Consider the following 24,763-nt stretch of genomic DNA (forward strand, 5'->3'; position numbering starts at 1 on the left):
GGACCCGGAACCGCCGTAGCAGTCGCCGGAGCCGTTGCCCGAACCCGCGCCGCTGCCGGAGGTGCAGGCCGAGCCGCTCCCCGCCACCTGCCGACCCTCGGAGATGATGTTGGCGAGGTCCTGTTCGGTCGGTGCCGAGGTGGGCGCCGCGCCGGCGCCCGTTCCGGACAGCGCCATGAACAGCGCGCCCACGCCGGCGATGACCGCCGTGTGCAGGGTGCGACTGCGACTGCGAGATGTCATGAGTTGACTTATCTTCCTCTGCGATTCGAAAGTAAGACTGGCTTGTCGAAACCGCTCAGAACATAAGCCGCGCGAATAGCGTGACCGCGCCGCTCAGCCGCTCTCTGGGTAGGTCACCACGCTCCCTCGAAAACCGCCATGACGGGACACAGAAAAATCAGCATTCACTCGTCGCGGGAATACCGAGCAATCGTTGATCGAGCCAGGCGATGGCCTCCGGATATCCGGTCACCGCGCCGATGATGTGCTCGCCGAGCACCCCTCGATACACCGCGTCGGCACCGAGTTCGCACTGCTCGGCGTAGAGATTGCGGGCGCCCTCGGCCGGGATCCACCACTCCTGGTCCCCGTTGTAGATGTAGAGCGGTGTCACAGAACGCATTCCGCGCATTCGGGTGATCTCATAGATATCGGTGGCCAGGTCCGACCGCAACGGGTCGACGATATTGGCGCCGACATCGATCGGCAGATGCAGAACTCCCGGCACCGCGAACACACTCACGCAGGTGTCCTTCATTATCGAGGTCGTCACCCAGCGGCCGAGATTGTTCATCGCGGCCAGGATTTCGGGACGTTCGCGCCCGATCGCGAATGTCGCGGCCATAAATATTCCGGACGCGAGATTGGCGTTCATGCTGCGCGAGAGAATTTCGAAGTCGGCGGGCACCCCGCCCAGTGCGGCACCGACGATGACATCGGCCAATTCCGGGGCGTAGGAACCGATCAGCTTGGCCGCGCCGTGGGTGGCGATGGCGCCGCCGGAGTAGCCGGTGATCGCGAACGGGCTCGTGCCATAACTGTCGGGGTCGAGGCCGCGCACCGCCCGGATCGAGTCGAGCACCGCGTGCCCGGCGACATACGGTTCGGCGTAGGCCATCCACGGGCCCTGGTGGTCGGGAATGAGCACCGCGTAGCCGCGCAGGACGGCGAGCTGGGTGGTGGGCGGAACGAACTCGGTGGCGCTCGACTGGGTCGACAGACCGTGCGCGAAGGTGTATCCCGGGGTGCACTTGCGCCCGAGCGCGTCGATCGGCAGGTTGTTGACCAGCACCGGGCGATCACCGGGGCCGGTCCAGTCGGTGGCGGGAATCAGCAGGGTGGCGGTGGCGTAGGACGGTCGGCCCTGGGAGTCGTCGGTGCGGAATTTCAGCAGGGTGGCCGAGCGGATCGGCACCAGGGTCAGCCAGGCCGCGGTGGCGGTGATGTCGCGGGTCTCGATCAGCTCGCCCGGCGCGTAGTGCGCCAGGTCGGCGGGCCAGTGGTCGAACATCGGATCGCCGACCGGCGAGGGCAGCACGGCCGCGTGCAGGGCGGCCAGTTCGGCGGCGGGATCGGCGGCATCGACCGGAATCGGTGAGGGCAGGACCTGGTCGATCCAGCGTTGCAGGTCGGGCAGGAAACCGGGGGTGCCCAGCTGGGGCACCGGGAACTCCTGGGTGGGCGGCGGATCGGCGGCGGCGTCGCCCACCGCGAAGGTGGCTGCCAACAGCATCGAAAGGGCAAGGACTCGAACAGATCTCATGGCACACACGCCTTCGGGTGGCAACGGAATCGTCGATGACGTGCCACCGTGGGGTGCGCCGTCGTCAGAGAAATCACGCTACGCCGTTGGCGCGCACCGACTTCGGCGTTGTTCCCGACTCGTTCGCGCAATGCCGCTGTATCGCAACACGAATCGCGTCCCGGCACGGCTCGACCCGGGTCCGCGTCGGGGCTTGCGGACCCGGGTCGATCGGACCGGCGCTCAGCAGGTACTGGGCGCCGGTTCCCCCTGCAGCCGGGCGTCGAGCCAGCTCAGCGCGGCGGGCAGGCCCAGCACAGCTGCGGTCAGATGGTCGGGAGTCGGGGTCTGCTGGGTGACCACGGGGGTGCCCGCCGCGCACCAGCGGCGGGTGGTGGCGTCGATCGCGTCGACGGGGATCAGACCGTCGATCGGCGAATGCCATTCGAACACAGGCATTGTCGGCGCGCCGGGGTAGAGCTCGAGGCTGTTCTCCTCCACCACCGCGCGGGCCTCGGCGTCCTCGACCAGGGAGGTGGTGCGCGCGAAGTCCATGATGCCGCGTCCGGCGCCGGCCCCGAGGATGTCGTTGGTGCAGGCGTCGCGGATCTTCTCCCGGGCGGCCAGGCCGCTGGCGTTCATCTGGTCGCTGATCGGAAAGCGTTGCGGGTACTCACGTTCCAGGCCGAGCCCGGCCGCCAGCGCCAGCCCGAAGACCGGATGGGATCCGAAGCCGAGGCCCTCGAGCATCGAGACCAGGTTCATCGGGACCCCGCCCATCGCCGCGCCCGCGATCGGCAACTCCGGCGCGTACTCGGGCTGCAACGCCGCCGCCCACGCCGTCGCCATGCCGCCACCGGAGTAGCCGGCCATCGCGACCCGGCTGCCGCCGATGCGCAACTGCTCGACCTGGCGCACCGCGCGGATACCGTCGAGGGTCACCTGACCGCCCAATTTCGCCGCGCCATAGGCGAAATTGGGGCCGAGGTGATCCGGCACCGCCATCGTCCAGCCGCGCTTGAGCACCGCGTTCCACGCGAGAGCCTCGCGCACCATCAGGTTCGGGTCCTGGGTATAGAGCACCTTGGAGACCGAGCAGCGGATGCCGAGGCCGTTGATGATGTGCTGATAGGACAGCACCGGCGCGTCGGTGTGGTGGTTGGTGGGCTGCAACACCGTGGTCGTCGCGGCGATCGGATCGCCCGCGGAATTGGTGGAGCGGAACTGGATCAGGGTGATCGTGGTGTCGGGGAACATCGCCAGCGGGGGCATCGGGCGCACCCCGAGCACATCGCCGGGGCGGTGGTCGGCCAGGTCGGCGGGCTGGTTGTAGAACGGGTCGGGGTCGGCCGTCGGGTACAACGGCGCGCTGTGGCCCGCCCCCGCGGGCAGCGCGGTCAAGACCGCGGCCGCCACGGCGGCCAAGAGTGCTCGGCGCGGCCGAGTGTGTCGTGCCGCGGCATCCCGGATCATGCGGCTGTCCCTCCCGTATTCACTGCGTGTCCCAGCGATCCTCGCCGCTGCGATCGGGCGCCGTCGACACCTCCGGCGAAGATCGGCCGAGCTCACAACGCGCTCACCGCGCCGTTGTGACCGGGGAGCACCGCGCCGATGGGCGCTCCCACCGGCGCGCCGACCTGCGAATTGTGAGATATCCAGGCGAGAATCAGAACGTGTTCTCCTCGATGGTGATGGGCCTACCGTCGAGTAGGAAGGCGCTCACCAGCGCCGGGGCGAAAGGAGCACGCCATGATTCCCATCGACGAGAACATCGCCGCCACCTTCCACCGCATCGACGCGAACGAGATACCGACCCGGCGGATCACCGTCTACTTCGACGGCCCCACCCCCGAGGACGCGTTGATCCTGCAATACGCCGCGACCCAGTCCGAAGCGTGGGAATTCACCTCCGCCGCTGTACATTCCGGTCTGCTGGTGACCGTCGACGGACAGGTCGGCCCCGGCCTACGTCGGCTGCCGTGCCGTTCACTGTGGCACTGAGCGGGGCCACCGCCCACTAGGCTGGACCGCGCGGGTCGCACGACTCCCGCGGGACCGAGAAGGGGCGTTCGTGACACGGTGGCAGTTCGGGTGCGCACTCACCGCGATGGCGGTCTTCGCCCTGACCGGGTGCGCGAGCACCGAGGACGATCCCGTCGCGGCCCCGCCGAGCACCACGACCACCCCGTGGGTACCCGCCACGATCGCGCCACGCACCACCCCGGTCGACCCCTACGCCGGGCTCCCCCTCATCGATCACCTGTCCTGGACCGAGAATCTCGACGGTCCGCGCCTGCTCGTGTACCCCACCGAGGCGGGCCGCAAGACCGCCGCGACCGGCACCGACGAGCTCGCCTGGCAGGAAATCCTCGCCCTCGACCCCACCGCCGACGCGCCGGGTATGCGTGACCAGTTCGTGTGCCACTGGGTGTGGGCGAGGATGGTGGCGCCCGACAAACCCAGCTGGAATCTCGAACCGTGGCGTCCCGACGTCGGCTACCAGGCCGTGGTCGCGGCGAACTGCAACCCCGGCGGCCCCGAACGCTGATAGGAGCACTCCCATGCGCATCGTCATCGCCGGTGGACACGGCAAGATCGCCCTGCTGCTCGCCCAGCTGCTGACCCGGCGCGGCGATCAGGTCCACGCCCTGATCCGCGACCCCGCCCAGGCGGCCGATATCGCCGCGACCGGCGGGGTGCCGGTCATCTACGACATGGAACGCGACACCCCCGCCGAGCTCGCGGCCGCGGTGGCCGGGTCCGACGCGGTGGTGTTCGCCGCGGGCGCGGGGCCGGGCAGTGGCGCCGCGCGCAAGTACACCGTCGACCTCAACGGCTCGGTGCAGCTGGCCGACGCCGCCGAGCAGGCCGGGGTCGCCCGATTCGTCCAGATCTCGACGATGGGCGCGGGCCAGACTCCGCCGCCGGACGCCGACGAGGTGTGGGCGGCCTACCTCGACGCCAAGACCCTGGCCGAGACCGACCTGACCCGCCGCGAGCTCGACTGGACGATCCTGCGGCCCGGCATGCTCACCGACGCCGCGGGCAACGGTCTGATCACGCTCGGGCCGCCGCCGATTCCGCGCGCGTCGGTGCCGCGCGCCGACGTGGCCGCGACCCTCGCGTCGGTGTTGGTCGCCGACAACACGATTCGACGCACCCTGGAACTGGTTTCCGGAGAACAGACCATCGAGTCGGCAATCGCCGACATTCGATAGCCATAAATTAACCCTTCGCGCGAAATTCCGGAAATTTCGACAACGGTCTCGACTATCGAGCCGGGAGCCGTCACTCGATGAACACAATGAACTGCCGGTCACGCCATTATCCGAGCATCCCGAGCCCGCGCGAGAGCCCCCCGACCCGGGGATTCGCCGCTCAGAAGCCGGGAAACGTCCCGCATCGAGACGGAATCGATCGTGCAGATGTGCTTGCATCCGAAAGTGACCGCGTCCTAAACTCAGGGCCGCAACACAATTCAGGGGATCGTCAGGGGAGGCCGCGCGCGGCATACCCGGGGTCGTAATAGCCTTGGGTTTGCCACTGCCTAATCACAGGGGCATTCATGAATAACACCACCAGCCGCTACGGCCTCGCCGATCGCGCGGCGAACGACCATCACGGCACCGCCGGATCGTCGCGCGAGAGCGCGGTCGCCTTCGTCATCGACGCCGTGGAATCCACCGGCGCGGCGACCCGCAACGACTTCGACATCGACCGCATCGTCGCCACCGCGCACGCCATGGCCGACGACTGGGACCTCGAGATGCTCACCCCCGAGGCCTTCTGGCGCATCGCCGCCGGCTGCATCCGGTGTTGACGCGGCCGGGACCGCCGGGTCAGTCCCGCGCGGCGTAGTCGAGCAGGATCTCGCGGGAGCGGTCGGGCCGCTCGGCCTGGACGCTGAGCTGGTCCATGACCGACAGGTACATCGCGAGATCCTGACGGCGTTCGAGGTAGAGCGCGCTGGTGAGCTGCTCGAGGTAGACGATGTCGGGCAGTTCGGGCTCCCCGAAACGCAGAATGCTGAACGAACTGCCCGCCGCCGCGTGTCCGCCCGCCGCGTACGGCAGCACCTGCACCGTCACGTTCGGCAGTTCCGACAGCTCGGCCAGGTAGCGCAGCTGCGCGCGGTGCACCTCGCGGCCGCCGATCGGGCGGTGCAGCACGGCCTCGTCGATGACGGCCCACACCACCGGCGGGTCCACCCGGCGCAGCACGTCCTGGCGCAGCTGGCGCATCTGCACGCGGCGGTCGGTCTCGGCGTCGTCGACGCCGAGGGTGACCACGGCCCTGGTGTACTCCGGGGTCTGCAACAGGCCCGGCACCAGCTGCGCCTCGTAGGTGCGGATCTGGCTGGCGGCCTGCTCGAGCCCGAGGTAGGTGCTGAACCACGACGGAAGCAGATCACTGTAGCGATGCCACCAGCCGGGTTCGCTTGCCTGCCTGGCCAATTCGAAGAACGCGGTGCGCTCCACCGGGTCGAGCACACCGTAGAGGGTGAGCAGGTCGCGGATATCGCGTTCCTTGAACCCGGTGCGGCCCAACTCGAGTCGGCTGATCTTGGCGTGCGAACCGCGGATGGCCTCACCGGCGGCCTCGCGCGTGATGGCCTTGGCCTCACGCAGCTTGCGCAGCTGACCACCCAGGGCGATCCGCAGCACGGTGGGGCCGCGATCGACAACAGGGTGCACGCGACCGATCTCGTCGGGTTCTGCCGTCATGAGGCCAGATGTTACCGATTACGCGGTCAGGTAGTCGAACTCGCCGGCCTTCGCGCCGCGGATGAACGCGTCGATTTCGGGGCGGGTGTAGAAGATGATCGAGCCCTGCGGGTCGCGCGAGTTGCGCACGGCGACCGAACCGTCGGCGGCCTCGGCGAGTTCGACACAGTTACCGCTCGGATTGCTGTAGGTGCTCTTGCGCCACGCGCCGTCGGCCGGGCGTTCACGCTGTTCATGCTGCATTCCGGACATTCCGCACTCCTCGTTCTGATTGCTGACCTCGGTACGAAACTTGCAGATGCACACGCAAACGTTCTTGCATCTGCCGTGCGCGAGGGCGAGGTTAACACGCGGACGAGCACCGCGCACCGGTCGGTACTTACCCGATGTCACGACCTGCGCGATGTTACGGGCGCGGTGTCCAGTCCCCTGAATTCACCAGCGCCGCAACCCTATCGAGACCCGACACGGTGACAACGCACGTGCAGATGTCCTTGCATCCGAAAACATCGCGCCCGTAAACTCTGGCCGATGAGCAGTCCGTTTTCCTCGACCGCGTGTAGCGACGAGCCGAACGCGCTCACCTATCGCCAGGCCCGCGAGATGTTGCGTCAGCACGACATCCACGGGCCGCAGTGTCGGCAGTGGTTGGCCGCGGCCGCGTATCTGTCCGCCGGGCTGGACGACGAGTAGTGCGGTCGTAACGCCTTCGTGCTGGTCACGGCGTTGTCACCGCGTCATGCTGGTGGACGAACGACGAGCCGGACAGGTGGGCACCAGATGCGGATAGCGGAGATTCTGCGGACCAAGGGCACGACGGTCACCACGGTGACGCCCGACAGTACGGTGCGCGCGCTGCTGGCGGTGCTGGCCGAGCACAATATCGGCGCGGTGGTGGTGAGCGCCGACGGTGCGGTGATCGCGGGCATCGTGTCCGAACGCGATGTGGTGCGCCACCTGCACGCCGAGGGCGCCGCGCTGTTGGAGCGGCCCGTCGCCGACATCATGACCGCCCGGGTCCGCACCTGCGGGCCCGAGGAGGACGTGTCGTCGCTGCGAGATGTGATGACCGAGCACCGGATTCGGCACATGCCGGTGGTGGCCGGGCCGCGGTTGATCGGGATCGTCAGCATCGGCGATGTGGTCAAGAGCGAGATCACCGAGCTGGCCGCCGAGCGCGAGCACCTGGTGGAGTATCTCCAGGGCAATTACTGACCGCGCTGACCAAAAGTGTTGGGGCCGAGAATTCTTCGTCGGTCGCGTCGCGATCGTGCGTATCGTGGAACGGGTGCAGCCCACCCGGCCCGAGCTCACCGCCGACCCGGTGATCCGGCACGCGCGGGCGCCGGTGTCCGCTGCGGTGCGCGCGCGGTTTCCGGCCCTGGCCGATCCGTCGGTGGTGTATCTCGACAGTGCGGCGACCACACAGAAGCCCGACACCGTGATCGCGGCGGTCACCGACTATCACCGCGAGCACACCGCCAACGCGGGCCGGGGCACCTACGGCTGGGCGACGACACTGTCCGCGCGGATCGCGGGCGTGCGCGCCAGGGCGGCGGGCTTTCTCGGCGCGGAGCACGCCGACGAGATCGTGTTCACCGGGGGTGCGACCGCCGCGTTGGGCGCGATCGCGCACAGCTGGGGGCTCGCGGTGCTCGAAGACGGCGACGAGATCCTCTACAACCCCGCCGATCACGCCGCCAATGTGCTGCCCTGGCATCAGCTGCGTGACACTCTCGCCCGCTTCGGTCGCCGAATCGTGTTGCGGCCGTACCGAAGTAGCGCCACCGGCGAAGCCGATATCGACGACATTCTCGCCCGGGTCGGTCCTCGCACGCGGCTGATCACCACCGCGCACCTGCATCACGTGTACGGCGGGCTGACCACGCTCGAGGAACTGCACGGGCGGATCGACCCCGCGATCCTGCTGTGTTTCGACTGCTCGCAGAGCGGCGGGCACCTGCCGGTCGATGTGCGCGGGCTGCGCGCCGATTTCGCGGTGTTCGCCGGGCACAAGATGTTCGGCGCGCCCGGCACGGGACTGCTGTACTGCCACCGCCGGGTGCACGATCGACTGCGGCCGTTCCTGCCGGGCGGGGGTTCGGGGGTGCGGATCACCGAGGCGGGTCTGGTCGGCACGGGGATGCCGGAGTTGCTCGAGGGCGGCACGCACAATATTCCCGGAATCCTGTCGCTGGAACCGGCATTCGAGCTGCTCGACGAGCTCGGTCGGGCCGCGGTGGCCGAGCACAACCGGATCCTCACGCTGGCGCTGGTCGAGGGGCTGCGCACGGTGCGCGGGGTGGATTTCCTGCCGGGGCCCGCGCACGCGACGTGCGCGGTGGGCTACGGCATCGTCTCGTTCACCCTCGACGGGATCAGCGCGGCCGATCTGGGATTCGTGCTGGCCGACGCGGGTTTCCTGGTGCGGACCGGGGCGCACTGTATGCCGTCGGCCGAGGCCGGGCACGGGTCGGTTCGGGTGAGCACGCAGCTCTACAACACCCTCGACGAGATCGACCGCTTCGTCTCGTGTGTGGCCGGTTTCGCCCCGCACTGACAGACCTGTTCGGACCAGTCCCCCGACGCCGAGGAGCAACGATGGGCACACCCGCCGCGCAGCACTACGATCGCCGGGCCACGTCTCGGATCCTGGCCCGCCTGGCCGAGCCCGAGTTGTTCGCCGCCACCGAACCACCGACGCCGGTGCGAATCCTGTTCCGCACCAAGGAATTACAGCGCGAGCCGGAGACCGGGTTGACCCAGTCGCAACGGATGTACCTGGAACGGTTCATGCGACCGTGTCGACCCGATCAGGTCACCAGCGCGACGCACCGCCTCACCTGGACCGACAGCGCCGGAATCCCCAATACCGGGTACGTCCACACCGGTGGCGCCGGGCCCACGCTGGCGATCGTCGCTCGGGAAGCTGTTCTGGCCCTCTGGGATTCGCTGGCCCGGTCTGGGCTGGGTGGCCGCGCCGCCGCCCTGTCCGGCCACGATCACGAGGTGCTCGCCGCGACCACCACCGATCACGACCCGCACGAGATCTTCCGGGTCGGGGTGGAGGCCGCGGGGCGCGCGCTGGTCCAGCACGGGCTGATCGCCGCCGACACCCCCTATCGCGGAATCGCCGCATTCGCCAGGGGCATGCACGATTCCGGGATCTTCACCGCCGTCGCGACCCGCTGGTTCTGGGAGTTGCAGGCCTCGACCTTCCGCCGCGGGATGATCCCGGTGCGGTTCGCGACCCAGCCCGACTCGACGGTGCGCTACACCGCCGAGTCGGTCGCGGTATTGCGGGCGATGAAGGAGGCCACGATCGCCGACGCGCGGGCGGTGATGGCACGGGCGACCACCGAGGAGGGGCTCGAGGTGGAGGCGGCGGTGGCGCGGTACCACGACGATCTGGATCTGATCTCGCGCCAGTACGCGCTGCTGCCCGCCGATACCCGACCCGCGTGCCTGGCCGCCTCGCCGCACGAAGGTGGCAGTGTTCTCGCGATGGTCGCCGAGCGATTCGTCGACACCGTGGTGGCGCTGGTCGATTCGGTCGCGGTGGTCGAGGACACAACCGACGAGCAGCCGGGGTCGGCCTCGGGCGACGACGGAATCTTCTACGTCCCCGACATGAGTTGCCGCCACTGCGTGCGCACGATCACCGCCCTGCTCGAGTCGATGGAGATCCCGGTGGTCGAGATCGACCTGGAGTCCAAGCGCGTGATCGCGCGGATCCGCAGTCTCCGCAACCGGTTCCGGGTGTTCGAGGCCCTGCGCGACGGTGGCTACAATCCGGTCGACGAGGTGCCCGCGCCCGTGCCCGGCGCGTCGGTGGGATGACCCCGCCCGCCGTTCCCGCCGCGCTGGATCCGCTCGTCGGCGCGTTCCTCGCCGATCCCGACCGCGTGCGGGACGCATTGCGCCACTTCGGTTCTCCCCTGCACCTGGTGTTCCCGCAGGTCTTCACCGCCAACCTCACCGCGCTGCGGGATGTGCTCGACGCGGGCCGGTTCGGCTATCGACTCTGCTACGCGCACAAGGTGAATCGTTCGGCGACGTTCGCTCGCACGGCCGCGACGGCGGGGATCTCGATCGATGTGGCCTCGGCGCGGGAGTTGCGTTCCGCGCTCGACAGCGGGTTCACCGCCGACCGCATCGAGGTGACCGGGCCGAAGGGCCTGGCCCTGTTGCGGACCGCCGCCGAGGCGGGGGTCACGGTCAATGTCGACAACCTCTGGGAACTGGCGGAGTTGGCGGAGTTGGCCCCGGAACTGCCGGTGCTGCTGCGGGTTTCGGGTTTCGCGGGCAGCGCGCCGAGCAGGTTCGGGATCGACCTGGCCGATATCGACGCGGCCCTGGACCTGCTGGTGCGGTCGCGGCAGCGGCTGCTCGGTGTGGCGTTCCACCTCGACACCGCGGCCACCGGCGAGCGGGTGCGCGCCGCCGGGGACTGCCTGTCGATCATCGAACGCGCCTACGCGCGCGGCCTCGAGCCGACCGTGCTGAACATCGGCGGTGGGCTGCGGCAGGTCTTCACCACCGACGCCGCCGGGTACGACGCCTACGACGACGCCCTGCGCGCCGGACTGCTCGGCCGTGGGCCCGCGATGCACTGGGGCAGCAGCACTTTCGGCTATCACGTCGCCGAGGGAATGGTGCACGGCGGACCGGTGTTCCACAAGTACGCCAACACCCGATCCGCGCCGAGCATCCTGGCCGAACTGCTCGCCGAACCCCTGCCCGGCCACGGCGGGCGGGCACTGGGGGCGGTGTTGGCCGACAACCTGCTCGACCTGTGGCTCGAGCCCGGCAAGGCGCTGGTCGATCACGCCGGAATCACCGTGGCGCGGGTCGAATTCGTCAAGCGGGCGGGCAACGGCGCGACCCTGGTCCACCTGGACCTGAGCCGCGACACCGTCACCGCCGCCGATCAGGAGGTGCTCATCGATCCGATCGTGCTCACCGACGCCGAATCCTCGCCCACGGGCGTGTTTTTCGCCGGGCATCTCTGTCTGGAACGCGATCTGGTGACCCAGCGGCAGGTGCGGGTCGAGGCGCTGCCCGTGCCCGGCGATCCGGTGGTGTTCGCCAATACCGCCGCCTATCACATGGACCTGTCCGCGACGCGGGCCGCGATGCATCCCGATGTGGCGAAAGTCGCTGTGCTGCAACGTGACAACGAATTCAGCCTGTTCCCCGAGGACCGGTGATGGTCTACACCCACATCACCGAGCTGATCGGCAACACTCCCCTGCTGCGCCTGGATCCCGCCGTCCACGGACTGGTCGGGGTCGACCTGTACGCGAAACTGGAGTCGCACAACCCGTTCGGGTCGGTGAAGGACCGCGTCGCCTGGGCGATGATCCGCGACGACCTCGACCGGGTCGCCGCGGGCGGGCAGTCGTTCATCGAGGCGTCGAGCGGCAATACCGCCAAGGCGCTGCGGGTGCTCGGCGGGCTGCACGGGATCGGTTTGCGGGCGGTCACCAATCGCATCAGGGTCAGCGAGGTGCGTCAGTTGCTGCACCTGCTCGGCACCGACATCGTGGAGCTGCCGGGCCTGTCCGAATGCCCGGATCCGCAGGCGGCCGATGATGTTTCGGCGGTGATCGACCAGACCATCGGGCAGGCGCCCGACCGCTGGTATCACCCGTCGCAATACACCAACGAACGCAATATCGAGGCCCACCGCGACGGCACCGGCACCGAGATCGCCGCCGACCTCGCGGCGGCGGGCATCACCGCGCTGGACTATCTGATCGGCGGCCTCGGCACCACCGGGTCCACCCGTGGCACCGCCACCGCACTGCGAGCCCACCACCCCGCGTTGCGCACGGTCGGGGTGGTGTCGGACCGGTTCGATTTCATCCCCGGCATCCGCTCCGAACGCGAGATGTGGGAGGTCGGGCTGTTCCAGCCGGACTTCTACGACGAGATCGTCACCGTCGACTCCGCCGCCGCCATCGAGGCCACCCTCGACCTGGTCCGTGGTTACGGCGTCCTGGCCGGACCCACCAGCGGCGCAGGCTATGTCGCCGCCCTGCGCACCCTCGCCGCGGCGCCCCGCCCCGAGAACCGGCCACTGGTGGCGGTGCTGATCGTGTGCGACCGGCTCGAACCGTACCTGTCCTATGTCGCCCAGCGCAGACCCGACCTGGTCGGCGCACCGCCGGGACCGCCGCCACCGGGGCCCGACGACGCCGCACCCACCCTGACCCCGGACGCCCTGGCCGAACTCGACCGCACCGCCCGGCCCACCATCGTCGACACCAGGGGCGCGATGGCCTACCGCGTCGGACACGTGCCCGGCGCGCTCAATATCCGCGACGACCACCTCGACGACATGCTCACCCAGGGCATGCCGTTCCCGAAGTCGCGGCCGGTGGTGTTCGTGTGCCCGGTCGGCGAGGCCTCGCTGCGGTTCGCCGCGCTGGCCCACCGCGCGGGCTACGACGCGTTCAGCCTCGCGGGCGGCATCGTGGCCTGGCGCGACGGCGGCCACCCGCTCGAGCGCGGCTGATCACACGAACACCCGCGCGGCACGGCGCGCGGTGCTCAGCGACCGCTTCCGGCTCGCCGGGAGCGGCCCGCGGTAGCCGTCGGCGAGCAGCGCGACAACGGCCCGGAAGCGGGCGACGAACGCCTGCGCGGTCGCCTCGTCGAAGCGAGCGATCGGGTAGATGAACGCACCGTCGACGCCCGCGGGCGCGCCCACCGCGTCGTAGTGATCGGTGAGACCGAACTCGAGGTCGTGCTTGGCCCGGATCACCCCGATCGGCACCTCGGTGATCGAGAGTGCCTGCGCCGCAGGCGCTTCGGCGGTGCGGGGCGCGTCGGCGCGTTGCAGGATGAGGGTGGCCTGGAACAGCGGCAGCGCGGCGTCCTGGAGCAGGCAGCGCTTGAGGCGGGGGTTGGGGGTGTCGGGGTGGGCGTAGGCGGCCAGGGCGACCCGGCGCACCTGATCGATGAGCTCGCCCACATCACCGGCCCGATCCAGGCGGATCCGCATCAGGATGTCGTCGGAGAAATTGCCGACGAGATCGTCGAGCAGACGGTGATCACGACCCGACACCGCGGTCGCCACCGTCACGTCCGCGCTGCGCGCGAACTCGCCCACGGTCACGGCGAACGCGGCCTGCAACACCATGAACAGACTCGCCCGCGCCTCCTGCGCCAACCGCAACAGCCCCGCGTGGGTGGCGGCGTCGAACGAGATCGGCAGCAGCGCACCGGCGATCGGGTCCACCGGCGGTGCGGGCGAGCGGCGCGTGGGCAGGTCGAGGCGGGCGGGACGACCCGCCAGGGCATTGGCCCAGTACCGCAGCTGCTGGGTGGCGCGACTCCACTCGTCGGTGAACTCGCCGAGTTGCTCGTGCTTCCACAGGGTGTAGTCGGTGTAGGTGATCGGCAGGGGCGTCCACGCCGGGGTCGTGCCCGCGCTGCACGCCGCGTAGGCGGTGATCAGGTCCCGGATCAGCGGGGCCAGCGAGCGGCCGTCGACCGAGATGTGGTGCACGACAAGGGCCAACACCACATCGTCGGGGGCCAGCACGAACAGCCGCGCGCGCAAGGGCAGGTCCCGCGCGAGGTCGAACGGCTGCGCGGCGAACGCGGCCAGCGCGGGGGCCAACGCGGCCTCGCTCAACGGGCTGACCCGCACATCCAGGACCGCTTCGGCGGGATCGACCACGCACTGCACCGGACCGAACTCGGTGGCCGGATAGCGGGTGCGCAGCGGATCATGCCGGGCGACAAGCAGTTCCAGCGCCGTGTGCAACGCCGCCACGTCGACCGCCGCGCCGCGCAGCCGCATCGCGCGCGCCACATTCCAATTCGCCGACGGTGTGTGCGACCACATCCGCTCCTGGGCGGGCGCGAGCCGCACCTGCGCGGGACGCGGGCGCGGACCCAGCACCGGTGGCGCGCCGAGCGGGAAACACGCCGGGTCACGCCCCGTGCGCGCCGTCGTCACCGTGACGCCTGCCGAACCCCCCGACCTTGTCCCCACACCGGGGTGAACCACGCGCTCCGAACCTCCACACACCATTGCCGATAGAGGCGGAACGCTAACCACCGGATGTGAAGGTTCAGTTACCGAAACGTGACTGTGATCGGTCCAGTTGGCTGCGCGTCACGGCGAAGATTTCCCCGACTATCCACTTTCGCGGGAAAACGCCCAAAAGCCGCGTTAGAGTAGCGGCGGGAAGCGGAGCGAGGAGTGTGTTGGTGTCCATCGGGAAATTGGTGTCGTTCGACGGTTCACGGGGTTTCGGGTTCATCCGACCCGATGACGGCGGGCCCGATGTGTTCGTCCACGTCAACGACATCGGCCTCGACGAGGACGAACTGCGTCAGGGACGCCTGTTCGAATTCGATGTGACCGAGGGTGATCGGGGCCCCAAGGCGATCAACCTGGCCGGGGTCGGTCCGGTGACGGCCGCGCCGAAGTCGCGCAAGGGCGGTGGGGATCGGCTCGGGGCCGACGAATTGCGTCAGCAGATCACCGAGCTGCTGCTGGAAGCCTCGCCCGCGCTCACCGCGGCCGAGATCATCACCATCCGCGACCGGTTCACCACCTTCGCCGACGATCACGGGTGGCTCGACACCTGATCCGCGACGCGCGTGCCCGAGCCGTGAGGTCCGCGCACGTGTCGGTGCCCCGTCCTACGATCGCCTCACACACCGATGAATCGGGCGTGCTCGCATCGTCGACACGGGTGTACCCACCCGCGAGGAGGATCGGATGGATCTACCGGTGATGCCGCCAGTGCGCCCGATGCTGGCCAAGTCGACCCCGTCGCTGCCGCGCGAACCGGGGCTGAGCTACGAGCCCAAATGGGACGGGTTCCGCTGCATCGTGTTCCGCGACGGCGACGAGATCGAACTCGGATCCCGCAACGATCGCCCGCTCACCCGGTATTTCCCCGAGCTGGCCGAGCTGTTGAAAGCCGCGCTGCCGCAACGCTGTGTCGTGGACGGGGAGATCGTGGTCGTCACCGACCAGGGCCTGGACTTCGACACCCTGCAGCAGCGCCTGCATCCGGCGGCCTCGCGAGTGGCCAAGCTCGCCGCCGAGACACCGGCCAGTTTCGTCGCCTTCGACCTGCTGGCCCTGGACGATCGTGATCTGACCGGCGAGCCGTTCCGGGAACGCAGGCGCGCGCTCGAATCACTGCTCGACGCCGCACCCGGTCGCATCCACCTCACCCCGATCACCGGCGATCCCGAGGTCGCCCAGGACTGGTTCACCCGGTTCGAGGGCGCGGGTTTCGACGGGGTCATGGCCAAATCCGACGAGCAGCCCTACCTGCGGGACAAGCGCGTGATGCTCAAGGTCAAGCACGAACGCACCGCCGACTGCGTGGTCGCGGGGTACCGGATGCACAAGGACGGCGAGGGGGTGGGTTCGCTGCTGCTCGGGTTGTTCGACGACGACGGCCGCCTCAATCACGTGGGGGTGGCGTCGAGTTTCACCGCGGCCCGGCGCCGCGAACTCCTCGAAGAGCTGGCACCGCTGCGGGAGAACGCCCTCGAGAACCATCCCTGGCGCGACTGGGCCGACGCGGCCGCGCAGGCGGGCGCCGAGGGCAAGATGCCCGGCGGGGTGAGCCGGTGGAGCGGCGGCAAGGACCTCTCGTGGGAGCCGTTGCGCCCGGAGCTGGTCGCCGAGGTGCGCTACGAGCACGTGCAGTCGGGACGCTTCCGCCACGGCGGCAGGCTGGCCCGGTTCCGCGCCGACCGCACCCCGGACTCGTGCACCTACGCCCAACTAGACGAGGTGGCCCCCGCCGAACTCGACGCGATCTTCGGACTCGGCCGATGAGCGCGGCGATCGAACTCGAGATCGACGGCCGCGCGCTGGCGATCACCAACCCCGACAAGATCTACTTCACCGGGCGCGACAATACGAAACTCGACCTGGTCCGCTACTACCAGGCCGTCGCTGGGCCGCTGCTCGGCGTGATCGGCGACCGCCCGGTGCTGCTCGAGCGCTACCCCGACGGCGCCTCGGGAAAATCGTGGTTCCAGAAACGGGTACCGAAATCTGCGCCGGACTGGTTGCAGACCGTGGAGGTCGCCACCCCGAACGGCACCACCAGCGACGCCCTGGTCGCCCACGATCTCGCGCACATCCTGTGGGCGGTCAACCAGGGCTGCCTGGGTTTTCACGTCTGGCCCAATCACGTCCCCGATCTGCGCGTCGCCGACGAACTGCGCATCGACCTCGATCCCTCGCCCGGCATCTCGTTCGACGATCTGCGCCGCGCCGCGGTGCGCACCCGCGAACTGCTGACCGAACTGGGCATCGAGTCCTTCGTCAAGACCTCGGGTTCGCGCGGCCTGCACATCTACGCCATGCTCGAGCCCCGGTGGGACGGCTACGAGGTGCGCGCGGGGGCGGTGGCGCTGGCTCGGGAGCTCGAACGCCGCTACCCCACCGAGATCACCGCGCAGTGGTGGAAGGAGCAACGCGGGTCGCGGGTGTTCGTCGACTTCAATCAGAACGCGCCGCACAAGACCGTGTTCGGGGCCTGGTCGGTGCGCCCGCGCGTGGGCGCGCAGGTGTCGACCCCGATCGCCTGGGCCGAGCTCGACACCGTCGTGCCCGACGAACTCACCCTCGACACCGTGCCCGCCCGACTCGCCGAACGCGGCGACCCGTGGGCGGGCCGGACACCGCAGTCGATCGAACCGCTGCTGGCGATGTCGGCGCGCGATCTGGCCGGCGGCCTGATGGACGCGCCGTGGCCGCCGCAATATCCGAAGATGCCCAACGAGCCGCCGCGCGTGCAACCCAGCCGGGCCAAGAAGGACTGACGCTATTCCGAGGTCCAGGCCGTCCACACCGCGGCGCTGCCCTTGCCCTCGCACACCAGCGCGTAGTTCTGCGAGGTGCGGCCCGTCTTGTCCAGCGCCGCATCACAATTCGCGCCCTCGGTGTAGTACGACCCGGACACCTTGAACGGTCCCGCCCAGGTGTAGTCGCCGCCGACGCGCAGGCACAGCAGGGTCGCGCCGTCGGCGGCGACGCCGAGCAGGCCGACCTTCTCGGCCGCGCAGGTCGTGCCCTTCTCGACGACACCGGCGTGCTCGGCCGGGCTCGTCACCGGCACCGCGGCCTCGGTCGCGGTCGGCGCGCCGTGCGAGGGCGCGGGCACCGTGGGCGAGGCGCTCGCCTGCGCCATCGTCGGCACCGACACGTCCCAACCACCGAACACCGCCATGCCGATCGCCGCCGCGAGGGCGACCTCGCTGATGCCCAGCAGCAGCGCCAGCACCGCGATCCCGCGCCCGCGCGGATGCCCGAAGGACAGCAGCGCGAACACGATCGCGATCGGGAACAGCAGCACGAGCGCGGCGGCCAGGGCCACCATCGCGTACGGGTTCACCCGCGGTGGGTCACCGTGGCGACCGCGCGCGGCCTCCTCGTCGGACACCTGCGGCCAGCGCTGACCGTCCCAGCGTCGATCGTCGGACTGCTCTTCGGGGTCGTCGTCCCATTCCTCGTACCGTGCCATCAACCCCGGGTCCCTCTCCGATCTCCCCGGGCGCAGCGAAACAGGTGCGACACCGGGTTACGCGACGAGAATAAGGACTCCGCGCCTGTTCTGGGTCCTCAAACGCGAAAAAAGATCACAGTGACATAACGCGCCGACGACCCGACGGACAGTCGGTAACGAAGCAGCTAACCTGTTTGCCTCCCCGCCCGAGCCGGGTTCATGCTGGTCACCAGGTGAACGAAGCGCGTACCCCCGTCCGCGAGGAGGCCCCCATGACCCACAGCACGCCCTCGGCAGACCAGCCATGGCACGCTCGCGCCGGCGATCTGATCGCCGACGACTACAACGTGCCCGGCATCATCCTGTGCGCCTTCGGCGTGGTCGGGCTGGCCTGCACCCTCGTCGCCGCGGGCACCGACCACCTCGGCTGGGCGATCGTCGCCGCGGTGGCCACCGCGCTGTTCCTGCTCGGCGGCGTCGGCGCGCTGATGTTCGAGCACCGGCGCGAACAGCGGATCGAACGCGAGCTCGGCCGGGTGGGCCACGCGCCGGGTCACGTCACGCCGGAACGCTACAGCGCGGCCTACCTGCACACCGGCGACGCCACCGCGCGCGCGGCCGAGGCCTAACGTCCCTCGACGGTGACCAACACGGCGGGCACCGTGGTGGTGATCAGCGTGAGCAGGGTGTCGACCAGCAGGCGGTGCACCTGCGTGCGGGTCAGCGTGCCGCGGGTGATCCACTCGCGACCGGCGACCTTCACCAGGCCCGCGTAGGCCAGGACCAGGGCGCGCAGGGTCGCGCTGTCCGCCAGGTCAGGACGCCCGAGCATGACCAGCATGCGTTCGGCGGCGGCGTCGTCGGCCCGGTCGAGGATCTGTTGGACCTCGGGGTCGTCGCCGACGCCCTCGTGGCTGGTGACCTTGACCCAGGTGGTGCCGTGCTCGGCGATGGTGTCGAGCAGCCAGGCCACGATCGCGTCGACCCGTTCGGCGGGGGTGCCGTCGGGAATGGCCACCTTCTCCGGGCGCGGCAGGGTCACCATGCGGCGCACGACCGCCAGGTACAGGTCGCGCTTGTTGCCGAAGTAGTGGTTGATCAGGCCACGCGCGACTCCCGCGCGCTGGGCGAGTTCCGCCGTGGAGACCGCCGCGTAGGGCCGTTCGCCGAACATGTCGATGGCACAGGCCAGGATCTGCGCGCGTCGCTCGTCGGGTTCGAGCCTGCGCCTGCGCGGCGCGTCTGCGGTGTCGGTGTCGGGCGGGGAAATCGCGGTGCTCCGTCGAGGTCGAGAAGTCGTCGCGCGGTTGCGGCGACGGCCCATCACGATACCCAGCGGGTCCCGCGCGCGGCCAATGCGACAATAGATGTCGTCCACCGCTCCCGCACGAAGGAATGTCGCACTCCCCGATGACCGAGAACATGATCGATCCGGACGAGTTGGCGACCTGTCTGCGAGTACTGGAACGCGCCGGACAGTTGGAGAAGGAACACCCCGATTCGATCGCGGTACAGCGCGCGGTCGGGCACATGTTCAAAAAGCTCAAGCACCGCCGTCGCCTCGAGGCCAGGGACCAGATCTCGGCCAATGATCGCGCGGTCATCGCCGCCACCGCGACCGGTTCCCCGCAGCGCATCGACGACGAGACCGCGGGCATCCCGATCAGCTCCTCGGCCGCGGGCGCCAGCGCGGGCACCCTGCTGCGCGCGCGGCCCTGCTACATCTGCAAGCAGAAGTACACCCAGGTCGATGCCTTCTACCACCAGCTGTGCCCCGCCTGCGCGGCGTCGAGCCACACCAAGCGCGACGCGCGCACCGACCTGACCGGCAAGCGCGCCCTGCTCACCGGTGGTCGCGCCAAGATCGGCATGTACATCGCGCTGCGGCTGCTGCGCGACGGCGCCCACACCACCATCACCACCCGCTTCCCCAACGACGCGATCCGCCGCTTCGCCGCGATGGAGGACAGCGCCGACTGGCTGCACCGGTTGCGCATCGTCGGCATCGACCTGCGTGATCCCGCCCAGGTCGTCGCGCTCGCCGACGACGTGGCCGCGCAGGGCCCGCTCGACATCCTGATCAACAACGCCGCCCAGACCGTGCGACGCTCGGCCGGGGCCTACAGCGCCCTGGTCGACGCCGAGACCGCGCCGCTGCCCGCGGGCACGCTGCCCGAGATGGTCAGCTTCGGCAAGACCATGCAGGCGCACCCGACCGCGCTGACCGCCTCGCTCACGCCGTCGCTGTCGGCGGTCGACGTGGCCGAGCTGGCCCTGGTCGCCGGATCGGCCACCCCGGACCGGATCGCGGCGGGCGTGGCCATCGACGCCGGCGGCCTCGTCCCCGATCTCGCGCACACCAACAGCTGGGTGCAGACGGTCGGCGAGGTGGAGGCCACCGAACTGCTCGAGGTGCAGCTGTGCAACTCGGTCGCGCCGTTCATCCTGGTCTCGCGGTTGCGCCCGGCGCTGGCCGCGGCGGCCGGGCGGCGCAAGTACGTGGTCAACGTCTCGGCGATGGAGGGCCAGTTCGGGCGCGGCTACAAGGGGCCGGGGCACCCGCACACGAACATGGCCAAGGCCGCGCTGAACATGCTCACCCGCACCAGCGCGCTCGAGATGTTCGAGGCCGACTCGATCCTGATGACCGCGGTCGACACCGGCTGGATCACCGACGAACGCCCGCACTTCACCAAGGTCCGCCTGGCCGAGGAGGGTTTCCACGCGCCGCTGGATCTGGTCGACGGCGCCGCCCGCGTCTACGACCCGATCGTGCAGGGCGAGGCCGGGGTGGATCTGTACGGCTGCTTCCTCAAGGACTACCGGCCCTCCCCCTGGTGACCCAAGCGATGCCGAACCGGAATGATGATCATGATTCCGGTCGGTGCCGCGGCTCCCTATTCTGAATAGGTGCCGTTCCGGGTGTTGGCCGATGTTCTCGCCGTCACCCACGTCGCGTTCATCGCGTACGTGGTCGTCGGCGGATTCCTGGCGTGGCGGTGGCCCCGCACCATCGGCCTGCACATCCTGGCCGTGGCCTGGGGTTTCGGCACCGTCCTGATCGGCTTCCACTGCCCACTGACCTACGCCGAGAACTGGGCCCGCCGCCGCGGTGGCGTCGGCGAGCTGCCCGAGGCCGGTTTCATCGATCACTACCTGACCGGCGTGATCTACCCCGACAGCGCCCTCGGCCTGGTCCGCGCCATGGCCGGGGTGGCCGTGCTGGTGTCCTGGCTGGGCTATGCCCGCCTGTACCAGCGTCGTCTCAGCTCACGGACCGTGTGATCGCCCGCGCCACCTCGGCGGGTTGTTCGTCGAGGTAGAAGTGTCCGCCGCCGAAGGTGTGCAGGCGGCCGGTTTCGACGAATTCCGGTGCGGGACGGCCGGAGACGACCAGGGCGCGCACCGGTCGGGTCCGGTCGCAGGACTCGAACCCACTCCGTGGCAGCCGTATTCGCGCCCACGTCACTCCTGCTGCTCGTCACCGCAACTAGGGTGGTCGATGTGAACACCGCGCAGCAGCTCGTCCACGCCTACGAGATGGGGGTGGGACTCCCACCCACCGCGGCGGTCGCGGTGCCCGAGCCCGGTGCGCGGCTGGCGGCCACCCTACCGGTGTGGGCGTTGGCGGCGGGATCGGTGGTCGTGGCGGGAGCCGCGGCCGACCGGGTGCGGGCCGCGCGGGGGTTGCCGGCGCGGGGTGTTCGGGTCGATCCCGATCGGGTGAGCGCGGCGTTCGGGAGTGAACGCCTGTTCCGTCAGGGTGGGGCGGCGCCCTCGGCGTTCGCCGAGCTGTCGGGGTTCTTCCGCAGTGCCGACGGGTGGGTGCGCACCCACGCCAACTATCCGCATCACCGGGAACGGCTGCTGCGCGCGCTCGAGCTGCCCGCCGACGGCGACGCTGCCCGGTTCACGGATCGGGTGGCGGCGATGAAGGGTGCCGAGATCGAGGACGCCGCAACGGTCGCGGGCGCGATCGCGGCACGGGTTCGGACCGAGGCCGAGTGGGTCGACTCGCCGATGGGGCGAGCCGCCGCGTCCGGTCCGCCGGTCGCGGTCGACTCGAACGACACTGCGCCCGGCCCACACCCCAGCGACAACCGCCTCTCCCTGGCCGCACTCGGCACCCCGACCATCGACAGACCGCTGACCGGGGTCCGGGTTCTCGACCTCACCCGCGTGCTGGCGGGCCCGGTCGCGACCCGAACGCTGGCACTGCTGGGCGCGGACGTGCTCCGGGTCGACCCGCCGCACCTGCCCGAGATCGACTGGCAGTTCGCCGACAACTGCCAGGGCAAACGGTCCACCCTGCTGGACCTGCGCACCGACCTGGCCGCGTTCGAGGAACTGCTCGCGGCCGCGGACGTGCTGGTCACCGGGTACCGACCGGGTGCGCTCGCCGCGGCGGGCGTGGACACCACCCGCCACCCGGGATTGATCGAGGCATCGGTCTCGGCGTGGGGCGCGAGCGGGCCCTGGGGCGCGCGCCGAGGTTTCGACAGCATCGTCCAAGCCGCATCGGGCATTTCGCTCGTGGAAGGCACCGCGGATCGTCCGGGCGCGCTGCCCGCGCAGGCCCTCGACCACGGGTCGGGCTACCTGCTGACGGCCGGCGTCATGGACGCGCTGCTGGCGCGCGCCGAGGACGGAATCGGCCGGTCGGTGCGAGTCTCGTTGGCGCGCACCGCCTCCTGGCTGCTGGCCGCACCGGACCGCACCCCGGATCACCCCGCCGCGACACCACCGGATCCGTCGGCGACGGTCACCCACGACGACATCGTCACCGCCGCACCGGTTCTCGCCGACTACGACGACTTCCGTTGGCCCGCACCGCCCTACGGTTCGGCACAGCCGTTCTGGGTCGAGGCACCCGACCACTTCCACCGACCGTGACCGGTCACTTCCCCGCCAGCGCCGCCACCGCCGTCCTGAGCTGATCACCGTCCACGGCCGCCGTCCCCGGATTCAGCAACCACAGGATCCCGAGCCCCTGGGACAGCACGAAGTACAACCGTCCGATCGCCGCGGCCTGCTCCGCGTCCAGGTCGGGATGCGCGGCGGCCACGGCGTCGGCGAGGTCACCGTAGGCCCCGGACAGCTGATCCCCCAGTTGCGCGCGCGCGTCCTCGGACCGCACGATCCGCACGATGTTCTCCAGGCTGGCCAGCATCGCCTCGTGATTGCCCGCGAACACCTGCGGCATCCCGTTCCACAGCCGCGCGAGCCCGTCCAGCGGTGACGCCCCGGCGCCCTCAGCGATCAGCTCGCGCATGGCCTCGCCCATCGAGTCGCCGAGCGCCTCGCTCAACGCCTCGGTGACGAGCCGGTCCTTGGACCCGAAGTGGTAGCCGATCGCCGCCAGGCTCACCCCGGCCGCGGCGGCGATATCGCGGGCGGTCGCCTTCGCGACCCCGCGCTCCAGGATCACCTTGCGCGCCCCCGCGAGGAGGTCTTCTCGATTTCCCATGCTCAGCAGCCTAGCGCACACGTCTTAGACATTTGTTCTAGACATCTGTACGAGCCTCTGTTAGACATATGTCTAAGACATTCGTTCATCAGATGGGAACCCACCATGAGCACCACCAGCCCCCTGCGAATCCTGGTCTCCGGCGGCGGCATCGCGGGCAACGCGGTCGCCCTCCAGCTGCTGCGCCACGGCATGCACGTCACCGTGGTCGAACGCGCCGCCGTCGCCCGCCCCGGCGGCCAGGCCGTCGATCTGCGCGGACCCAGCAGGGAGGCCGCGCGGCGGATGGGCCTGATGGCGGGCATCGCCGCCCACCAGCTCGACGAGCGCGGCATGTCCTACATCGACGGTGACGGCAAGGTCTACGCCCGGATGGCGATGGCGGACTTCGACGGCCAAGGCGCGGTCGCCGAGATCGAGATCACCCGCGGCGACCTGAATCAGGTCCTGCTCGACGCGCTGACCACCGTCGAGACCGGCCTGCTCGACTACCGCTACGGCGAGTGGATCGAGGCCGTCGAGCAGGACGAATCCGGCGTGGACGTCACCTTCGCCGACGGCGCCACCGAACGCTTCGACCTGGTGATCGGCGCCGACGGTGTCCACTCGGCCACCCGCCGTCTCGTCTTCGGACCCGAGGAGCGATTCAGCACCAACCTCGGCGGGTACGGCGCGTTCTTCACCATGCCGAAACCGGCCGACGTGGAGCCCGGCTGGTTCAGCATGCGCCTGATTCCCGGCGCCATGCTCGGCCTTCGCCCCGACGCCGACCCGGCCACCGCCAAGGCGATCATCACACTGCGCACCGAGACCGACCCGGCCCTGCGCCGCGACGGCCAGGCCCAACGCGCCCTGATCAGCAAGACGATCGGCGACGCGGGCTGGCACGCACCGGCGGTGCTGGCCGCGATGGAGTCCACCCCCGACTTCTACTTCGACGAGATCGCCCGCGTCGATGTGCCCGAGTTGTCCGTGGGCCGGGTGACCCTCGTCGGCGACGCCGGCTACTGCGGCTCCCCGCTGACCGGCATGGGCACCGCGATGGCGCTGGTCGGCGCGTATGTGCTGGCCGCCGAGATCGCCGCCACCCCGACCGATCTCGGCGCCGCCCAGCAGCGCTACCAGGACGCGATCACGCCGTTCCTGGACAAGGCCAAGGAGATTCCCGGCGGCGGCATGGCGATGATGATCCCCAAGTCCGCGCTGATGGCCCGCCTCGCGAAACTCAATGTGCGCCTGATGATGTCGCGCCCGATGCGGCCGTTGACCAAGAAGATCTTCTTCGGCCACACCGAGGAATTCGCGCTGCCGACCTACTGAGCGCCCG

27 protein-coding genes and 1 pseudogene are annotated in these 24,763 nt (G+C 69.8%); 18 read left to right on the forward strand and 10 right to left on the reverse strand.

All coding sequences use genetic code 11. The annotated features are described in order from the left end of the window. From ACFP3H_RS05670 to ACFP3H_RS05680, 3 genes and pseudogenes are all read right to left on the reverse strand, one after another. Positions 1 to 243, reverse strand: a pseudogene (locus ACFP3H_RS05670) (lipase); the annotation flags it as partial. Positions 244 to 400: 157 nt separating this feature from the next. Next, positions 401 to 1,765: a lipase family protein gene (locus tag ACFP3H_RS05675; protein ID WP_378600571.1), complete on the reverse strand. Its 1,365-nt coding sequence runs from the start codon at positions 1,763 to 1,765 to the stop codon at positions 401 to 403. Positions 1,766 to 1,987: 222 nt separating this feature from the next. After that, the gene (locus ACFP3H_RS05680; RefSeq protein ID WP_378600574.1) at positions 1,988 to 3,217 is read right to left on the reverse strand and encodes a lipase family protein; all 1,230 of its coding nucleotides are present in this window, start codon (positions 3,215 to 3,217) and stop codon (positions 1,988 to 1,990) included. A 276-nt stretch (positions 3,218 to 3,493) separates the two neighbouring features. Between ACFP3H_RS05680 and ACFP3H_RS05685 the strand changes: the two genes are divergently transcribed. The 4 genes from ACFP3H_RS05685 to ACFP3H_RS05700 all read left to right on the forward strand — a co-directional run bounded on the left by ACFP3H_RS05685 (position 3,494) and on the right by ACFP3H_RS05700 (position 5,564). Beyond that, positions 3,494 to 3,745, forward strand: coding sequence for a hypothetical protein (locus ACFP3H_RS05685; protein ID WP_378600577.1), 252 nt, complete (start codon positions 3,494 to 3,496; stop codon positions 3,743 to 3,745). Positions 3,746 to 3,815: 70 nt separating this feature from the next. Next, positions 3,816 to 4,292, forward strand: coding sequence for a DUF2599 domain-containing protein (locus tag ACFP3H_RS05690; protein ID WP_378600580.1), 477 nt, complete (start codon positions 3,816 to 3,818; stop codon positions 4,290 to 4,292). Positions 4,293 to 4,305: 13 nt separating this feature from the next. Further along, entirely contained in the window at positions 4,306 to 4,962 is a 657-nt protein-coding gene (locus tag ACFP3H_RS05695) for an SDR family oxidoreductase (protein WP_378600583.1), read from the forward strand. A 347-nt stretch (positions 4,963 to 5,309) separates the two neighbouring features. After that, positions 5,310 to 5,564: a hypothetical protein gene (locus ACFP3H_RS05700; protein ID WP_378600585.1), complete on the forward strand. Its 255-nt coding sequence runs from the start codon at positions 5,310 to 5,312 to the stop codon at positions 5,562 to 5,564. 19 nt (positions 5,565 to 5,583) lie between these two features. On the opposite strand, the gene ACFP3H_RS05705 is transcribed toward ACFP3H_RS05700, so the two are convergent. Next, positions 5,584 to 6,468, reverse strand: a complete 885-nt coding sequence (locus ACFP3H_RS05705) for a helix-turn-helix domain-containing protein (protein WP_378600587.1) — start codon at positions 6,466 to 6,468, stop codon at positions 5,584 to 5,586. A gap of 18 nt (positions 6,469 to 6,486) precedes the next feature. Further along, positions 6,487 to 6,720: a DUF397 domain-containing protein gene (locus ACFP3H_RS05710; protein ID WP_378600590.1), complete on the reverse strand. Its 234-nt coding sequence runs from the start codon at positions 6,718 to 6,720 to the stop codon at positions 6,487 to 6,489. A 279-nt stretch (positions 6,721 to 6,999) separates the two neighbouring features. Here ACFP3H_RS05710 and ACFP3H_RS05715 point away from each other — a divergent pair, with 279 nt between their 5' ends. The 6 genes from ACFP3H_RS05715 to ACFP3H_RS05740 all read left to right on the forward strand — a co-directional run bounded on the left by ACFP3H_RS05715 (position 7,000) and on the right by ACFP3H_RS05740 (position 12,988). Next, a complete protein-coding gene (locus tag ACFP3H_RS05715) occupies positions 7,000 to 7,161 on the forward strand; it encodes a hypothetical protein (protein ID WP_378600593.1) in 162 nt (53 codons plus the stop codon). A gap of 87 nt (positions 7,162 to 7,248) precedes the next feature. Beyond that, positions 7,249 to 7,683 (forward strand): CBS domain-containing protein, encoded by a 435-nt coding sequence (locus ACFP3H_RS05720; protein WP_378600596.1) that lies wholly within the window; start codon positions 7,249 to 7,251, stop codon positions 7,681 to 7,683. A 55-nt stretch (positions 7,684 to 7,738) separates the two neighbouring features. Continuing rightward, positions 7,739 to 9,028, forward strand: a complete 1,290-nt coding sequence (locus ACFP3H_RS05725) for an aminotransferase class V-fold PLP-dependent enzyme (protein WP_378600598.1) — start codon at positions 7,739 to 7,741, stop codon at positions 9,026 to 9,028. A gap of 41 nt (positions 9,029 to 9,069) precedes the next feature. Then, positions 9,070 to 10,308, forward strand: a complete 1,239-nt coding sequence (locus ACFP3H_RS05730) for a heavy-metal-associated domain-containing protein (protein ID WP_378600600.1) — start codon at positions 9,070 to 9,072, stop codon at positions 10,306 to 10,308. Beyond that, positions 10,305 to 11,678, forward strand: a complete 1,374-nt coding sequence (locus tag ACFP3H_RS05735) for an alanine racemase (protein WP_378600602.1) — start codon at positions 10,305 to 10,307, stop codon at positions 11,676 to 11,678. The genes ACFP3H_RS05730 and ACFP3H_RS05735 overlap by 4 nt, the downstream gene beginning before the upstream one ends. Continuing rightward, on the forward strand, positions 11,678 to 12,988 hold the full coding sequence (locus tag ACFP3H_RS05740) for a pyridoxal-phosphate dependent enzyme (protein ID WP_378600604.1): 1,311 nt from the start codon (positions 11,678 to 11,680) through the stop codon (positions 12,986 to 12,988). The genes ACFP3H_RS05735 and ACFP3H_RS05740 overlap by 1 nt, the downstream gene beginning before the upstream one ends. Here the strand turns inward: ACFP3H_RS05740 and ACFP3H_RS05745 are convergent, their stop codons facing one another. Beyond that, positions 12,989 to 14,440: a condensation domain-containing protein gene (locus ACFP3H_RS05745; RefSeq protein ID WP_378600606.1), complete on the reverse strand. Its 1,452-nt coding sequence runs from the start codon at positions 14,438 to 14,440 to the stop codon at positions 12,989 to 12,991. 248 nt (positions 14,441 to 14,688) lie between these two features. Between ACFP3H_RS05745 and ACFP3H_RS05750 the strand changes: the two genes are divergently transcribed. The 3 genes from ACFP3H_RS05750 to ligD all read left to right on the forward strand — a co-directional run bounded on the left by ACFP3H_RS05750 (position 14,689) and on the right by ligD (position 17,286). After that, entirely contained in the window at positions 14,689 to 15,078 is a 390-nt protein-coding gene (locus ACFP3H_RS05750) for a cold shock domain-containing protein (RefSeq protein WP_378600608.1), read from the forward strand. Positions 15,079 to 15,211: 133 nt separating this feature from the next. Beyond that, positions 15,212 to 16,291, forward strand: coding sequence for an ATP-dependent DNA ligase (locus ACFP3H_RS05755; RefSeq protein WP_378600610.1), 1,080 nt, complete (start codon positions 15,212 to 15,214; stop codon positions 16,289 to 16,291). Then, positions 16,288 to 17,286, forward strand: coding sequence for a non-homologous end-joining DNA ligase (ligD, locus tag ACFP3H_RS05760; protein WP_378600612.1), 999 nt, complete (start codon positions 16,288 to 16,290; stop codon positions 17,284 to 17,286). Before ACFP3H_RS05755 ends, ligD begins: the two co-directional genes overlap by 4 nt. A gap of 2 nt (positions 17,287 to 17,288) precedes the next feature. On the opposite strand, the gene ACFP3H_RS05765 is transcribed toward ligD, so the two are convergent. After that, a complete protein-coding gene (locus ACFP3H_RS05765; protein WP_378600614.1) occupies positions 17,289 to 17,987 on the reverse strand; it encodes a hypothetical protein in 699 nt (232 codons plus the stop codon). Between the two features lie 254 nt (positions 17,988 to 18,241). On the opposite strand from ACFP3H_RS05765, the gene ACFP3H_RS05770 reads away from it, so the two are divergent. Continuing rightward, entirely contained in the window at positions 18,242 to 18,598 is a 357-nt protein-coding gene (locus ACFP3H_RS05770) for a hypothetical protein (RefSeq protein ID WP_378600616.1), read from the forward strand. On the opposite strand, the gene ACFP3H_RS05775 is transcribed toward ACFP3H_RS05770, so the two are convergent. Beyond that, positions 18,595 to 19,296 carry a TetR/AcrR family transcriptional regulator gene (locus tag ACFP3H_RS05775; protein ID WP_378600618.1) on the reverse strand — a complete coding sequence of 234 codons (702 nt, stop codon included), beginning with the start codon at positions 19,294 to 19,296 and terminating at the stop codon, positions 18,595 to 18,597. The genes ACFP3H_RS05770 and ACFP3H_RS05775 overlap by 4 nt on opposite strands. Positions 19,297 to 19,379: 83 nt before the next feature. Here ACFP3H_RS05775 and ACFP3H_RS05780 point away from each other — a divergent pair, with 83 nt between their 5' ends. Continuing rightward, on the forward strand, positions 19,380 to 20,810 hold the full coding sequence (locus tag ACFP3H_RS05780) for an SDR family NAD(P)-dependent oxidoreductase (RefSeq protein WP_378600620.1): 1,431 nt from the start codon (positions 19,380 to 19,382) through the stop codon (positions 20,808 to 20,810). 69 nt (positions 20,811 to 20,879) lie between these two features. Next, a complete protein-coding gene (locus ACFP3H_RS05785; protein WP_378600622.1) occupies positions 20,880 to 21,254 on the forward strand; it encodes a DUF2784 domain-containing protein in 375 nt (124 codons plus the stop codon). On the opposite strand, the gene ACFP3H_RS05790 is transcribed toward ACFP3H_RS05785, so the two are convergent. Next, the gene (locus ACFP3H_RS05790; RefSeq protein ID WP_378600624.1) at positions 21,235 to 21,375 is read right to left on the reverse strand and encodes a hypothetical protein; all 141 of its coding nucleotides are present in this window, start codon (positions 21,373 to 21,375) and stop codon (positions 21,235 to 21,237) included. The two genes, ACFP3H_RS05785 and ACFP3H_RS05790, sit on opposite strands and share 20 nt — an antisense overlap. Before the next feature lie 98 nt (positions 21,376 to 21,473). Here ACFP3H_RS05790 and ACFP3H_RS05795 point away from each other — a divergent pair, with 98 nt between their 5' ends. Beyond that, positions 21,474 to 22,862, forward strand: coding sequence for a CoA transferase (locus ACFP3H_RS05795; protein ID WP_378600626.1), 1,389 nt, complete (start codon positions 21,474 to 21,476; stop codon positions 22,860 to 22,862). Positions 22,863 to 22,866: 4 nt separating this feature from the next. Here ACFP3H_RS05795 and ACFP3H_RS05800 read toward each other — a convergent pair whose 3' ends face one another. Next, the gene (locus ACFP3H_RS05800; RefSeq protein ID WP_378600628.1) at positions 22,867 to 23,436 is read right to left on the reverse strand and encodes a TetR family transcriptional regulator; all 570 of its coding nucleotides are present in this window, start codon (positions 23,434 to 23,436) and stop codon (positions 22,867 to 22,869) included. 105 nt (positions 23,437 to 23,541) lie between these two features. Here ACFP3H_RS05800 and ACFP3H_RS05805 point away from each other — a divergent pair, with 105 nt between their 5' ends. Next, positions 23,542 to 24,756, forward strand: a complete 1,215-nt coding sequence (locus ACFP3H_RS05805) for an FAD-dependent monooxygenase (protein ID WP_378600630.1) — start codon at positions 23,542 to 23,544, stop codon at positions 24,754 to 24,756. The last annotated feature ends 7 nt before the right edge of the window (positions 24,757 to 24,763 follow it).

Origin of the sequence: Nocardia lasii, assembly GCF_042658545.1 — a bacterium.
Classification (GTDB): Bacteria; Actinomycetota; Actinomycetes; order Mycobacteriales; family Mycobacteriaceae; genus Nocardia; species Nocardia lasii.